General features: G+C 44.1%; 11 protein-coding genes. 2 read left to right on the top strand and 9 right to left on the bottom strand.

All coding sequences use genetic code 11. From position 1 onward, the window contains the following. Positions 1 to 45: 45 nt before the first annotated feature. Genes rsmA through lptD form a run of 4 tightly spaced genes read right to left on the bottom strand, consistent with a single transcriptional unit; the run spans position 46 to position 5,526 of the window. Entirely contained in the window at positions 46 to 861 is an 816-nt protein-coding gene (gene rsmA / locus BCV39_RS01625; RefSeq protein WP_017062942.1) for a 16S rRNA (adenine(1518)-N(6)/adenine(1519)-N(6))-dimethyltransferase RsmA, read from the bottom strand. Beyond that, positions 858 to 1,850, bottom strand: a complete 993-nt coding sequence (pdxA, locus tag BCV39_RS01620; protein WP_048662744.1) for a 4-hydroxythreonine-4-phosphate dehydrogenase PdxA — start codon at positions 1,848 to 1,850, stop codon at positions 858 to 860. Before pdxA ends, rsmA begins: the two co-directional genes overlap by 4 nt. Further along, the gene (gene surA, locus BCV39_RS01615; RefSeq protein ID WP_050646340.1) at positions 1,837 to 3,135 is read right to left on the bottom strand and encodes a peptidylprolyl isomerase SurA; all 1,299 of its coding nucleotides are present in this window, start codon (positions 3,133 to 3,135) and stop codon (positions 1,837 to 1,839) included. The genes pdxA and surA overlap by 14 nt, the downstream gene beginning before the upstream one ends. Positions 3,136 to 3,177: 42 nt before the next feature. Continuing rightward, positions 3,178 to 5,526, bottom strand: a complete 2,349-nt coding sequence (gene lptD, locus BCV39_RS01610; RefSeq protein WP_102432789.1) for an LPS assembly protein LptD — start codon at positions 5,524 to 5,526, stop codon at positions 3,178 to 3,180. A gap of 149 nt (positions 5,527 to 5,675) precedes the next feature. On the opposite strand from lptD, the gene djlA reads away from it, so the two are divergent. Beyond that, complete coding sequence (djlA, locus tag BCV39_RS01605) at positions 5,676 to 6,530, top strand: co-chaperone DjlA (protein ID WP_010434455.1); 855 nt, start codon at positions 5,676 to 5,678, stop codon at positions 6,528 to 6,530. 57 nt (positions 6,531 to 6,587) lie between these two features. Then, positions 6,588 to 7,133 (top strand): DUF924 family protein, encoded by a 546-nt coding sequence (locus BCV39_RS01600; protein WP_102432788.1) that lies wholly within the window; start codon positions 6,588 to 6,590, stop codon positions 7,131 to 7,133. A 93-nt stretch (positions 7,134 to 7,226) separates the two neighbouring features. Here the strand turns inward: BCV39_RS01600 and BCV39_RS01595 are convergent, their stop codons facing one another. From BCV39_RS01595 to leuA, 5 genes are all read right to left on the bottom strand, one after another. Next, complete coding sequence (locus tag BCV39_RS01595) at positions 7,227 to 8,009, bottom strand: DUF547 domain-containing protein (protein ID WP_102432787.1); 783 nt, start codon at positions 8,007 to 8,009, stop codon at positions 7,227 to 7,229. Positions 8,010 to 8,184: 175 nt separating this feature from the next. Next, positions 8,185 to 8,787: a 3-isopropylmalate dehydratase small subunit gene (gene leuD / locus BCV39_RS01590; RefSeq protein ID WP_017061388.1), complete on the bottom strand. Its 603-nt coding sequence runs from the start codon at positions 8,785 to 8,787 to the stop codon at positions 8,185 to 8,187. 14 nt (positions 8,788 to 8,801) lie between these two features. After that, positions 8,802 to 10,214: a 3-isopropylmalate dehydratase large subunit gene (leuC, locus tag BCV39_RS01585; protein WP_052880134.1), complete on the bottom strand. Its 1,413-nt coding sequence runs from the start codon at positions 10,212 to 10,214 to the stop codon at positions 8,802 to 8,804. A gap of 117 nt (positions 10,215 to 10,331) precedes the next feature. Continuing rightward, positions 10,332 to 11,423, bottom strand: coding sequence for a 3-isopropylmalate dehydrogenase (gene leuB, locus BCV39_RS01580; RefSeq protein WP_102432786.1), 1,092 nt, complete (start codon positions 11,421 to 11,423; stop codon positions 10,332 to 10,334). Between the two features lie 98 nt (positions 11,424 to 11,521). Beyond that, complete coding sequence (gene leuA, locus BCV39_RS01575; RefSeq protein WP_048657988.1) at positions 11,522 to 13,069, bottom strand: 2-isopropylmalate synthase; 1,548 nt, start codon at positions 13,067 to 13,069, stop codon at positions 11,522 to 11,524. Positions 13,070 to 13,585: the final 516 nt, after the last annotated feature.

The raw sequence follows: 13,585 nt of genomic DNA, 5'->3' as shown, positions 1-13,585 counted from the left end.
TTACATAAAAAAGGCTCCTAACCGAAGTGTAGGAGCCTTTTTTATTTATTTGTCAGCGTTGTGACTATCGTACAACCAGTTTGCCATGTCGACAAACTGCTCGAGCGTTAAGTTCTCAGGACGCATGCTTGGGTTGATACCAAGCTCTTCCAGTACTTCCTTATCGATCAAGCTCTTGTAGCAGTTGCGAACCGTTTTACGACGCTGGTTAAAGCCTTCACGACATACGCGATCAAGCCATTTCAGATCTTTTGCCGGGTAAGGCAGCACTTCGTATGGCTGTAGGCGAACAACTGCAGAGTCTACTTTCGGTGGCGGAACGAAGGCCGTTGGTGGCACTTCTAGCACAGGTGTCACTTTACAGTAGTACTGAGCCATCACAGTAAGACGGCCGTAAGCTTTGCTGCCTGGGCCAGCGGCTAGACGGTTAACTACTTCTTTTTGAAGCATAAAGTGCATGTCTTGCACGTCTTTATGGAATTCAAAAAGGTGGAACATCAATGGTGTAGAGATGTTGTATGGCAAGTTACCAAAAATACGTAGCTTGTTGTTTGGTTTAACCAGTTCTTGGAAGTCAAACTTCATCGCATCGCCTTCACGGATTGTTAGCTTATCAGCCAGATCCGGATGGTTACGCAGACGTTCTGCAAGGTCTCTATCCAATTCGATAACAGTAAATTTATCGACAAGCTTACCCACAGGCTCAGTAATAGCGCCTAGACCAGGACCGATCTCTACCAAGTTTTGACCAGGTAATGGGTTAATGCTCGATACGATGCCATCAATAATGTATGGATCGTTAAGGAAGTTTTGACCAAAACGTTTACGCGCTTTGTGCCCTAAGTGGACATCATTTCTCATTGCTTTTTCTCTACTAATTCAATGGCGTGCGTGAGCGCTGTTCTAAAGCTCCCTGTATCGGCTTGGCCTTTCCCTGCCAAGTCTAAGGCGGTACCGTGGTCGACTGATGTGCGAATAAACGGTAAGCCAAGCGTGATGTTCACTGAGCGACCAAACCCTTTGTATTTCAATACCGGGAGTACTTGGTCGTGATACATACCTAAAACAGCATCTGCATCTTGCAAATATTTTTCATTAAAGATGGTATCTGCTGGCAATGGGCCAACTAAATTGATGCCATCTATTTGGCGAATTTTTTCTAGCGTCGGGGTGATGGTTTCAATTTCTTCACGCCCTAAGCAACCATCTTCACCAGCATGTGGATTCAAGCCACACACGTAGATAGTTGGTTTCTCAATAGCAAATTTTTCAACCAAATCTTTATTCAGAATAGTAATAATTTGCTCTAATCTGTCTTCGGTCACTGCTTGAGATACATAAGCTAGTGGGATGTGAGTTGTTACTAGTGCAACACGCAGCCCTTCAGTTGCCAACATCATCACCACCAGTGGCGTATTGGACTTCTCTGCAAAGAACTCGGTATGGCCGCTAAAAGCAACGCCAGCTCGGTTAATTACACCCTTGTGAACAGGGCCGGTGACAATAGCATCAAATTCATCATTCATACAGCCAATTGCTGCGGTTTCTAAAGTATTTAATACGTAATGACCGTTAGCTTCGTTGAGTTGGCCTGCAACCGCCGTTTCAGCTAGTGGAACGTGTTTCACTACCAGTGTACCAGCGCGTTGAGGTGTCTTAGCTGCACTTGCGTCATAATCCAGCAGATCGACTTCGATGCCAAGAATTTTAGCTCGCTCGGATAGCAGTGTTTTATCAGCACAAACCACGAGTTGATGAGGCCAGCTTTCTTGAGATAGAGCCAGAGTTAAATCTGGACCTATACCTGCTGGTTCACCTGCGGTTATGACAATACGTTTAGTTGCTGTCATCTTGGTCGTCCTCAACCATTTCAACAAAGGCACTTGCTCTTACTTCTTGTAGCCAGGCGCCAGCTTCTTCGTTGAATTTACGGTTAAATAGAATTTGGTAAGCTTTGTTTTTCAAAGCTGAATCGGTACGGTCTACTTCGCGACGGTCTAGTACTTCAACAATGTGCCAACCGTGCACGGTTTTGAATGGCGCACTGATCTTACCTTCAGGTAGTGTTTCTACTTGGTGTTTGAACTCTGGTACATACAAATCTGGTGTTTGGTAGCCTAGCTCACCATCTTGTACTGCAGAACCTGGATCTTGACTGTATTGCTGTGCAAGGTCACCAAAGCTCGCTTCACCTGCGTTTACGCGGCGCGTGATTTCTTCAAGTTGCTCTTTCGCGCCATCATCACTCAAGATTACTGTTGGCTTAATCAGGATGTGACGAGCATTAACTTCTGTTACTGCAACGGTTTCTAAGCCTTTCACATCTTCAATTTTTAGAATGTGGAAACCTACACCGCTACGGAAAGGGCCAATGATGCTGCCTTTATTTTGCATTTTGATTTGGTCAGCAAAAATGGTTGGCATCTCTTCTTTACGCATCCAACCCCAATCACCACCTTGCAGCGCTTTAGGACCCTTAGAGTAAGTATACGCCATGGTGCTGAAATCTTTGCCTGAGTTCAGTTCTTCAACTAGCTCAGTAGCTTGCGCTTCTAACTCTTCTTTGGTTTGGTCGTCATTAAAGCGCAGTTGAATGTGGCCAATTTTGTATTGAACGGTCGCATTAGTCTCTTGCGCTAAGATATCTGCTAGGTTATCAACTTCCGCAGGAAGAATATTGATACGGCGACGAACTAAGGCGTTACGAGCTTCACTTGCTGCAATCTCTTTTCTTACTTGCTCTCGAAATGCATTGTAGCTAAGGCCTTCTTCCGCAACCGATGCGGTAAGTTGTTCAACCGTTTGGTTGTTGTCTTTCGCGATACCTTCGATTGCTTGATCGAGTCTAGCATCATCAATACGTACACCAATACGTTCCGCTTCTTGAGTTTGAATTGTATCGATGATCAGCTTTTCGAGCACTTGCTCATTGAGCACGTCTTGCGATGGCAGTGTTTGACCGCTTTTTTTAGCGTTTGCACGCAGCGTCTTCATCGAAGCATCGATGTCGCTTTGTAAGATAACGCCTTCGTTAACGATAACTTTTACGCTGTCTAGCTCAACCGGTGCTGCAAAGCTTGTTGATAAAGTACAAGTCGCTGCAATAGCAATTAATGTGCGTTTCCACAATGTCATGTGTAATCCTTTAAATTTACTGACATTTATCAGCAAAGAAAATTAGTTGTTTAAGAAGAATGGGCGACCATAGCTCAATGAGTTGTCTGAGCTACTATCTCCAACGGCGCCAGAGTCAGAGCCGATATTGGTACCAAAGCCGACAATACCGAAGTTCACACTGAAATTATTTTCGTAAACTGGCGTCGCGTTTGATGTGTTGATGTAATCACCTTCCCAGCTACGCAATTGGTTGCTGTAGGTGAAGCCGATATACCAACAATCCGATTTATAATTGAGTCGTGCTAACCATTCTAATTCTTCTTCTGTTGTTAAATCATAGAAGTATTGAGCACTGGCATTCCATTTTGGTGAAATTTGGTAAGCGCCGAGTAAGCCTGCTTGAGATATACCATCTTTGGTAATTGAGCCAACATTAAAATCGACGGTATCTTCAATATACTCTTTAGTTACGTAGCGGTAGTTGGTTTGTACGTAACCGCCCGCAAAGCGGTACTCGAGAGTACTGTTTGCCAGTTGCATCGCTGATGTATCAATATCGTATTGTACACCGCCGTGATAAAACAGGTAATCGTCGTAGTTAAAGTCGACCTCAACAGCCCAAGAAGAGTAGTTGGAATTTCTATTTGCTTCGTCTTGGTTTAAGTTTTGTTTTGTGTCTTTATCGATATAAAAGATTTGGCCAAAAGATATATTAAGTCGTTCTTTATATTCATCATCAAAGAAACGTGAGGATGCACCGTAGCTGACTTGGTTTGCTGCAGCAATTCGATCTACGCCGCTGTATTTGCGACTTCTGAATAGGCCATAGTAGTCGGTCTGCAGTAGTGTCGTATCGTAAAGACCAATGTCACTTTGATCTTCTTCTGGTACGTAAAGATACTGAACTTGAGGTTCGAGTGTTTGAGTGTAATTGCCCACAATTTTTGTATCACGTTCAAGAACGATACCTGCGTGGCTTCTAAACTCTGGAATAATACGGCTTACTGATTCTTCCAAGCCTTCATAATCAGAGCCTGCGCCGGTATCAACGCCATCAAGGTCTTGTTGATAGTAAGTACCAAGTAGTCGAGCTTCTGTTGTCCAAGTACCCCAAGTATTGCCTACAGGAATGGTAATGCCAGGTTCCACGTGAATACGGTTCGCAGATGGTTTACCTGCAGCGTCGGTATCAAATATCGAGACATGACTGATCATGTCGAAATCTAAATGCTCCATCACTTCAGGAGCATAGTAGTTGTACTCTAGTTGGGGCATCAGGCGATAAGGTAAATTATTGCTCGTTGTCAGGACTTGGAAATCCCGTACAAGCACAGAAGCATCCCAGTTCTGAGAACGGTAGGTTGCTTTACCTTCTTGCAATAGTTGGCCATCTTCACGATTACCAATACTGCTTGAGCTAACGTCAGTAAAGTAATCAATGTCACTGACTTTGGAGTAATCAACTTCAAACAACCATGACTCTTGGAAAATCCCGGTATGCTCTAGTTGAGCGCCCCAGCGGTCACCTTTCTCTTTGAACTTCTTATCATCGGGCAGGTATTCAGACTTGATACTACCCGAACCGAAATCGCTCAAGTAACGGAATTTACTATTAAGTTGCGTTCCACGTTCTTGCATGTACTTAAAAGTGGTTTCTAAGTCGTAGTTTGGTGCCAAGTTCCAATAAACTGGGATTTCAGCTTCAAAACCGTCGCTTGAACCGTATGAAACTGTTGGATACAAGAAACCGGTTTTACGAGTATCACCAATAGGAACCGTTAAGTACGGTAGGTAAAATACCGGAACACTTTGGATTTCAAAGCGTGGGTTATAAAAAGTGGCTTGTTCTTCGTCTTGGTCGACATCGATGCTCGATGCTCTTAGACGCCAAGCATTGTCACCAATCGGGCAAGAGGTAATCGAGCCATCTTCAATCTCATAAACCGCTTTACCTGTTTTTGCGATATAAACAGCATCTCCGCGACCGGGCTCGCAAAGGAATTCATAATCGGTGTTCTCAAGCGTCATTTCATCTGTAGTCAGATTATTGGTCGCTCTGTCTGAGATAGATTTGATTTGACCATCACTAAAGTTTACGTTGCCTTCAGCTACAACGATATTTTCTTGTTGGTGCAGGGTTACGTTATCGGCAAGGATGGTCTTGTTCCCTTGCGTAACGACTACGTCACCTGAATATATTGCCTTGTCACCATTGATAGCTTCTAAGCGATCTGACTCAACGTGAGCGGGTAGCTGTGTCTCGTTTTCTGCAGCGGGCTCGATCAAGCATTGATCTATAGAGGGCATTTCCTGCACACTACTATCGGTGATTGTTTCAGCTTGAGTTGTCGACACGTATAACGCCGTACTTATAGACGCGGCTAACAAGGTGCGGGAAAAAGATTGCATGAAGTTGAACTATCCTGTGTCACTAGATGAAGGGTTGATCTAGTATCAATCCAATTAATAAAGCATTTTCCTTATGATAAAGGAAATAATAGCATTCAGCATCATCAGACAGCATTACTCAGATAAAATTCATAGATAGAGAACACATAATGCAAATATTTGGCAAAATTTTGGGCGCGTTTTTTGGCTTTTTATTTGGAGGGCCACTCGGTTTAGTTTTTGGTCTGTTTTTAGGACACCAATTCGATAAAGCTCGCCGATTGAACCAATCAGGCTTCAATAGTTCTGGTTTTGGTCGAGGTCCAAGCCAAGCAGAAAGACAGAACGAGTTTTTTAAATCCGCTTTTGCGGTTATGGGGCACGTTGCTAAAGCGAAAGGACAGGTAACGCCAGAAGAGATTCAACTCGCTTCCACCATGATGGAACGCATGAACCTGCATGGCGAACAACGCAAAGCGGCGCAAGATGCATTCCGTGACGGCAAGGAGAGTGATTTTCCATTAAGTGATGTACTTGAGCGTGTGAAAATCTCATCGGGTGGCCGTTTTGATTTGCTACAGTTCTTTTTAGAGCTACAAGTATCTGCTGCATTTGCGGATGGAAGTTTGCACCCGAGTGAACGTCAGGTTTTGCATAAGATAGCGCAAGGCCTTGGGTTTTCGGCAGAGCAACTAGAACGCCGCTTGCAGATGCAAGAAGCGGCATTCCGTTTCCAGCAGCAAGGTGGAAGCTTTGGTGGCCATCAAGGCCATGGGCAATCATCAGGTTGGCAACAGGCTTCACAACAGAACCAGCTAGGCGACGCATATAAGGTTCTTGGTGTGAGTGAAAGTGCTGACGGTAAAGAGGTGAAGAAAGCCTACCGCAAACTGATGAATGAACATCACCCAGATAAACTGATGGCGAAGGGCTTACCGCCTGAGATGATGAATGTCGCGAAAGAAAAATCGCAAGAAATTCAAAATGCTTATGACTTGATAAAGAAGGTCAAAGGTTTTAAGTAATCGAACACTAAACCGAGTAATAACAAAGTTACTCGGTTTTTTATTAAAGGGAATTATATGACGGTAATGTATCAGGATGTTCTAGAGTTTTGGTTCGATGAGTTGACGCCTAAAGATTGGTTTACTGGCGGCGCCGAGATTGACACTTTGATAGAGTCTCGATTTTCTGAATTGCATAAAGCAGCCATTCAAGGCGAGCTATTTGAGTGGCGCCAAACTGCGCAAGGGCGATTGGCTGAGATTATCGTGCTTGATCAGTTTTCTCGAAATATTGGCAGAAATAGCTCTGCTGCATTTTCGGCTGACCCGATGGCGTTGGCTCTAGCGCAAGAGGCGGTAGCGGGTGGTTTTGATCACCAGCTTAACGAGCAACAGAAAAGCTTCCTGTATATGCCTTATATGCACAGTGAGTCTCTGTTGATTCATGAGCAAGCCGTGGAGCTCTTTTCTCAAACGGGATTAGAGCATAATTTGGATTTTGAGTTGAAGCACAAGGTCATCATTGAGCGCTTTGGTCGCTATCCACATCGCAATGAGGTGTTAGGGCGAACCTCTACGCCTGAGGAAATAGAATTTTTGCAACAGCCGGGTTCAAGCTTTTAGTTCTAGAAAACTGTCAAATAGATCAAAAGAGGCGAGTGTTTAATAAACAACTCGCCTCTTTTTTCGTTTTAGTTGCGTGCTTAGCTACTGAGGCTAGTTTGCTTGGTTGAGTGACCAGTCGTAGTCATAACTGATGTTTTGAGTATTGGTTACTGTTTCAGTTCGATATTGGTTTAAGTGCTCAAAGAGCTGTTTCTCTGTACCAAAATCTACAGCAAACCACTCGTAAATTGATGATAGTTGGAGCTTCTTATTTGTAACCAGTACGCCTTTATCACTATCTACAAACTCACTAGCTGCTTGTTCTAACAAGGCTTCAGTATTATCAGGGGTAAAAGCTTGAGGTTGTAGGTTAGGGCAACCTAGGCTGGCACAGTTCACTGCATAATGGGAGCGAGGGTCTTGCCAAATCGGTCTTAGGATTCGATGTTCAATATCGTTGAGTGTCAGTGACTTCCCGTTAACGACCACCACATCATCTCCCCATGGTCCAAAACTAAATAACCCGCCGAGCTTGGTAATCGATTTGATTGGGTAAGCCTCAAGAATCAAATCGACCGTCACAGCGTTGTATAGATTAACCCAATAGGCATACTGCTCTGCTTTTGAATAGTCGAGTGGGTTTACCTGTTCTAACTGCTTAATGTATTGCTTCAGTTTTGATTTGTCAGCCGCAGTCACTGCTTGATAACGAACTAACGTATTTTGTCCCTGTTTAGTTAAGTAGTTATCGAGAAATTGCTGCCAATCTTGATGAGATACTTGTTCTAGATTGGTTTCATTGCTTTGATTCCAGTACGGCCACAGTTCAGATTTAGGCGCCGACCAAGCTAAGGTTGAGAAAAGTAGGCTGATAATAACGAGTAGTTGTTTCATGGCATTCTCCTGATGACTGACTACTAAGACCTTATGCTTTACGATTTTCTTTCATGGCTCTTCAGTTAAATTACAGACTTAAGTCTAATAAATATATTCAGCTAAATAAAAAAGGTTGGCACTAGGCCAACCTTTTATGTGTACACAAAACAGTGCGATTCTATTTCAATACTTCTTATTTTAGGAAGCTAGGAATCTTAGCTTCAAACTCTGAAATCTTATCGGCGTGTTGAAGTGTTAGGCCGATGTTATCTAGGCCATTCAGTAAGCAGTGACGACGGAACTCATCAATTTCAAACGAGTACTCTTTACCGTTCGCGCTAACTTTCATTGCTTCTAGGTCAACCGTGATTTCTGCACCTTCATTCGCTTCAACGAATTGGAATAGCTCATCCACTTCTTGCTCAGTCAATCGAACTGGCACCATTTGGTTGTTGATCGAGTTACCGTAGAAAATGTCGGCAAAGCTTGGCGCAATCATCACTTGAATGCCGTAATCAGCAAGTGCCCAAGGTGCGTGTTCACGAGATGAACCACAACCGAAGTTTTCACGAGCTAGAAGAATTGAAGCGCCTTGGTAGCGAGCTTCGTTCATTACAAACTCAGGGTTTGGTTGTTGGCCTGCATCGTCTAGGAAGCGCCAATCGTGGAACAAGTGTTTACCAAAACCGATGCGGTTTACTTTCTGTAGAAACTGCTTTGGAATGATCGCATCAGTATCGATGTTGGCCGTATCTAGAGGAACGACTAATCCGGTGTGTTGTTGAAAACCTGACATGTTAAATCCTCTAATTAAAGTTCACGAATATCGACAAAGTGACCAGCGATAGCTGCTGCGGCTGCCATTGCTGGGCTAACTAGGTGCGTACGACCATCACGGCCTTGGCGACCTTCAAAGTTACGGTTTGATGTAGAAGCACAGCGCTCTTGTGGACCTAGACGGTCGTTGTTCATTGCAAGACACATAGAACAGCCTGGTAAGCGCCATTCAAAGCCGGCTTCGATGAAGATCTTATCTAGGCCTTCAGCTTCAGCTTGTGCTTTAACTTGCTCTGAACCCGGAACGATAAGCGCTTGAACATGTTTCGCTACTTGACGGCCTTTCGCTACCGCTGCTGCTGCACGCATGTCTTCGATACGAGAGTTAGTACAAGAACCAACGAACACTTTATCTACGTTGTAATCAGATAGAGATTTACCGGCTTCAAGGCCCATGTAAGCCAGCGCTTTTTCTGCAGATGCTTTTTCTACAGGGTCAGCGAAGCTTTCAGGTGCTGGGATTGGTGTGTCTACCGAGATAACCTGACCTGGGTTTGTTCCCCAAGTGACTTGTGGTTTGATGTCTGCCGCTTCTAATGTAACAACCGCATCGAATTTAGCGTCAGCATCGGTTTTCAATGTGTCCCAGTATTCAATTGCCGCTTCTAGGTCTTCGCCTTGTGGAGAGAATTTGCGACCTTTGATGTATTCGTATGTTGTTGCATCTGGAGCAATTAGACCCGCTTTAGCACCCAACTCGATTGCCATGTTACATACCGTCATACGACCTTCCATCGTAAGGTCTGTAATTGCCTCACCACAGAATTCAACCACGTAGCCAGTACCGCCAGCCGCTGTTGTTTTACCGATGATCGCTAGCACGATGTCTTTTGCAGTGATACCCGGAGCAACCTTACCTTTTACTTCGATCTTCATGGTTTTAGCGCGAGCTTGTTTTAGCGTTTGCGTTGCTAGAACGTGCTCCACTTCAGAAGTACCGATACCGAATGCTAAAGAACCGAATGCACCGTGTGTTGCTGTGTGTGAGTCACCACATACGATGGTCATGCCCGGCAGAGTAATACCTAGCTCTGGGCCCATTACGTGCACAATACCTTGGTATTTGTGGTTTAGATCGTAAAGCGTGACACCAAATTCTTCACAGTTTTTCGATAGCGTTTCCATTTGGATACGAGCCATCTCACCAGAAGCGTTGATGTCTTTCGTTTGTGTCGATACGTTGTGATCCATGGTCGCAAAAGTTTTGCCTACTTGGCGAACTTTACGGCCTTTTTCACGCAGGCCATCAAAGGCTTGTGGCGAGGTTACTTCATGGACTAAGTGGCGATCGATATAAAGAATTGGTGTTTCGCCCTTCGCTGCAACCGCAACGTGAGCGTCATAAACTTTTTCGTATAAGGTTTTTGCTTGCTGGTTTGTCGACATAGCTTTTCTTCCTTGGGAGCATCAGTCCCAGTGTTTGTTTCGAGCCAAGTCATGCGGTTTACGCTGACTTGGCTTGATATTATTCTTATGTACTTGCTTTTAATCGGAGTATTTAGCTTATGAAGCTAAGATGTACTCAGCGATCTTGTCACCCATTTCAGAGGTAGTCAGTGCTTGGTTGTTACCTGCAAGGTCTGCTGTTAGCTCGCCTGCTGAAAGCGCTTTAGATACCGCTGCTTCGATGTCTTGTGCTGCCGCTTCTTCGCCTAGGCTGTAACGAAGCATTAGTGCTGCAGAAAGGATTTGCGCTACTGGGTTTGCGATGTTCTTACCTGCGATATCTGGTGCGCTGCCGCCTGCTGGCTCGTATAGGCCGAAGTTGCTTTCGTTCAAGCTAGCAGAAGGAAGCATACCCATAGAGCCTGTAATCATTGCGCACTCATCAGAGATGATGTCGCCGAAGATGTTTGAACACAGCATTACGTCAAACTGAGAAGGATCTTTGATTAGCTGCATGGTCGCGTTGTCGATGTACATGTGGTTTAGCGTGACATCTGGATAATCTTTTGCAATATCTTCGACAACTTCGCGCCATAAGATAGAGCTCTGTAGAACGTTCGCTTTATCGATTGAGTAAACGTTTTTGTTACGTAGGCGTGCCGATTCAAACGCAATCTTTGCAATACGTTCAATTTCGTAGCGGTGGTAAACCTCAGTATCAAATGCTTTTTCAGTTGCGCCTTCGCCTTCACGACCTTTAGGTTGGCCGAAGTAGATGCCGCCTGTTAGCTCACGTACAACCACGATGTCGAAACCGTTACCTGAGATGTCAGCACGTAAAGGAGAGAAAGACTCTAGACCTTTATGGATTTGTGCTGGGCGTAGGTTACAGAACAGTTGGAAGTGTTTACGTAGAGGAAGTAGGGCACCACGCTCTGGTTGATCGTTTGGTGGAAGGTGTTCCCATTTAGGACCGCCGACAGAACCAAAAAGTACTGCGTCAGATTCTTCACAGCCAGCTACTGTTGCTTCTGGAAGTGGACAGCCGTGGTTATCAATCGCAATACCACCAACATCATACTCTTCGCGAGAAAAGCTAATCGCGTGCTTCTTTTCGATCGCGTCTAGCACTTTATGTGCTTGTTGCATTACTTCTGGGCCAATGCCATCACCAGGTAGTACGGCAATTTTGTATGATTTATCAGTCATGTTAATCCTTTAATTCTTTGTTACTGAGCTATTTGGCTCGTTTTAAATTTTGTCCCTAAAGCCAATAACATCGGCTCTAGGGCACTGTTATTGGGTATTTAAACTGTCGCGATTTTTTGCTGTTTCATTTCAGCAATGGTGTCGGCACGTTGAATGCTATTGATAACATGCAGTAGCGCCTGACCAGAAGCTTCAACGATATCGGTTGATACGCCTGTACCGTGGTACTTGCGGCCTTTATAGTTAGCAATAATATCAGCTTGGCCTAGGCCATCTTCGCCTTCACCTTTGGCGGTAAGGTCGAATTTATCCAATGCAATTTCGTAACCCGTTAAGCGGTAAATACATTGATATAGCGCATCAACAGGACCGTTACCGACAGCCGCTTCGCATTTCTCTTCATCACCACATTGAAGCTTGATGCTGGTGGTAGACATAACACTACCAGATTGTACGCTTAGGTAGTTAAGTTTATAGAAGTCATCTTCGTCGCGCAGATTTGCGAAGTGCATTAGTGCTTCTAGGTCGTAATCGAATACTTGGCCTTTACGGTCAGCAAGCTTCAAGAAGTCTTCGTACAATGAATCTAGGTTGTACTCATTGTCTTTGTAGCCCATAGCGTCCATGTGGCTCTTAACGGCTGCACGACCACTGCGGCTGGTTAAGTTCAATGCTTTGTTTTTCAAGCCAATAGACTCAGGCGTCATGATCTCGTAAGTGTTCTTGTTCTTAAGCATGCCGTCTTGGTGAATACCCGAAGAGTGGCTGAATGCGTTAGCACCAACGATTGCTTTATTGTCTTGAATTGGCATGTGGCAAAGCTGGCTAACCAACTTACTGGTACGGTGAATCTCTTTATGATCCAAGCCTGTGTGAACACCTAAAAGCTCTTGACGAGTTTTGATGATCATTGCTATTTCTTCTAAAGAACAGTTACCCGCACGCTCACCAATACCATTGATTGTGCCTTCAATTTGTCTAGCACCCGCTTGCACAGCTGCAATTGAATTAGCAACCGACATGCCTAAGTCATCGTGACAGTGAACAGAGATGATCGCTTGATCGATGTTTGGTACGCGATCAAATAGCGTTTGGATAATGCCACCAAACTCATTCGGTACTGTGTAGCCTACGGTATCTGGAATGTTGATGGTTTTTGCGCCAGCGTTAATTGCTGCTTCAACCATACGACATAGGTTGTCGATAGGTGTACGACCGGCATCTTCACAAGAGAATTCAACATCATCGGTATAGTTACGCGCATGCTTTACCGCTTTCACTGCCATCTCGACAACATCGTCGTAGCTGCGGCGTAATTTGTCTTGTACGTGAACCGTCGATGTAGAAATAAAGGTATGAATACGGAACTGTTCAGCCACTTTTAGTGCTTCGGCTGCGGCATCAATATCTTTCGCTACTGCACGAGAAAGCGCACATATACGGCTATCTTTAATATTCTTTGCGATGGTTTGTACTGATTCAAAATCGCCTGGTGATGACACAGGGAAACCCGCTTCAATAACATCTACCCCCAGTCGTTCAAGTGCATAAGCGATCTGTAATTTCTCTTTTACCGTTAAGCTTGCAGCCAACGCTTGCTCGCCATCACGTAAGGTCGTGTCAAAAATTATCACTTGATCGTTCATGGGTGCTTCCTTATATCGATAATGAATCGATTGCTATCCAAATTATTATTAAGAATGATGTTCTTTTAAAAGTGCCAGTTACAAAAAAACCCGCTCAGCGCGGGTTTTAATATTTGTGTAGTTCTTGACCCACAACTTACCCGCGCGATTGGTTCACGATAAGGAGAAGTTTCAGCAGTCGAGAAGAAGAAAAAATCATTACACAAATATCCGTAAATAAACTGTTAACACCATATTTACCGCAATTTATTCTGAGCGTCAAACAAGAAAATCCAATATCAGCGTGCATTGGCGACGTTTTTGTTTGGTTTGTACTGTTTTGTGTTGAGTTATTGGCTAAATCATCTGATTGATGGTTTTGTATTGGGGGGTTAGTTTATCGTTTGGCTTATGTGTAGGTTAAAACTTTGTAGTAAATCTTTTTGATGGAACGATTCACCAAAAAAATCACAAGCGTGACCAAATTAATTAATCACTTGATTAAATAATGAGTAATTAATCTTCTACTGTTACGCC

It is taken from the genome of Vibrio sp. 10N.286.55.E10, from assembly GCF_002872555.1.
Taxonomy (GTDB): Bacteria; Pseudomonadota; Gammaproteobacteria; order Enterobacterales; family Vibrionaceae; genus Vibrio; species Vibrio crassostreae.
Note: the sequence above shows the minus strand (reverse complement) of the source record. Positions and strands in the feature narration are given on the sequence as shown.

Excerpts from the sequence above, each read along its gene's own strand:
- rsmA (WP_017062942.1), bottom strand. The coding sequence starts at position 861 with ATGAGAAATGATGTCCACTTAGGGCACAAAGCGCGTAAACGTTTTGGT.
- pdxA (WP_048662744.1), bottom strand. The coding sequence starts at position 1,850 with ATGACAGCAACTAAACGTATTGTCATAACCGCAGGTGAACCAGCAGGT.
- surA (WP_050646340.1), bottom strand. The coding sequence starts at position 3,135 with ATGACATTGTGGAAACGCACATTAATTGCTATTGCAGCGACTTGTACT.
- lptD (WP_102432789.1), bottom strand. The coding sequence starts at position 5,526 with ATGCAATCTTTTTCCCGCACCTTGTTAGCCGCGTCTATAAGTACGGCG.
- djlA (WP_010434455.1), top strand. The coding sequence starts at position 5,676 with ATGCAAATATTTGGCAAAATTTTGGGCGCGTTTTTTGGCTTTTTATTT.
- BCV39_RS01600 (WP_102432788.1), top strand. The coding sequence starts at position 6,588 with ATGACGGTAATGTATCAGGATGTTCTAGAGTTTTGGTTCGATGAGTTG.
- BCV39_RS01595 (WP_102432787.1), bottom strand. The coding sequence starts at position 8,009 with ATGAAACAACTACTCGTTATTATCAGCCTACTTTTCTCAACCTTAGCT.
- leuD (WP_017061388.1), bottom strand. The coding sequence starts at position 8,787 with ATGTCAGGTTTTCAACAACACACCGGATTAGTCGTTCCTCTAGATACG.
- leuC (WP_052880134.1), bottom strand. The coding sequence starts at position 10,214 with ATGTCGACAAACCAGCAAGCAAAAACCTTATACGAAAAAGTTTATGAC.
- leuB (WP_102432786.1), bottom strand. The coding sequence starts at position 11,423 with ATGACTGATAAATCATACAAAATTGCCGTACTACCTGGTGATGGCATT.
- leuA (WP_048657988.1), bottom strand. The coding sequence starts at position 13,069 with ATGAACGATCAAGTGATAATTTTTGACACGACCTTACGTGATGGCGAG.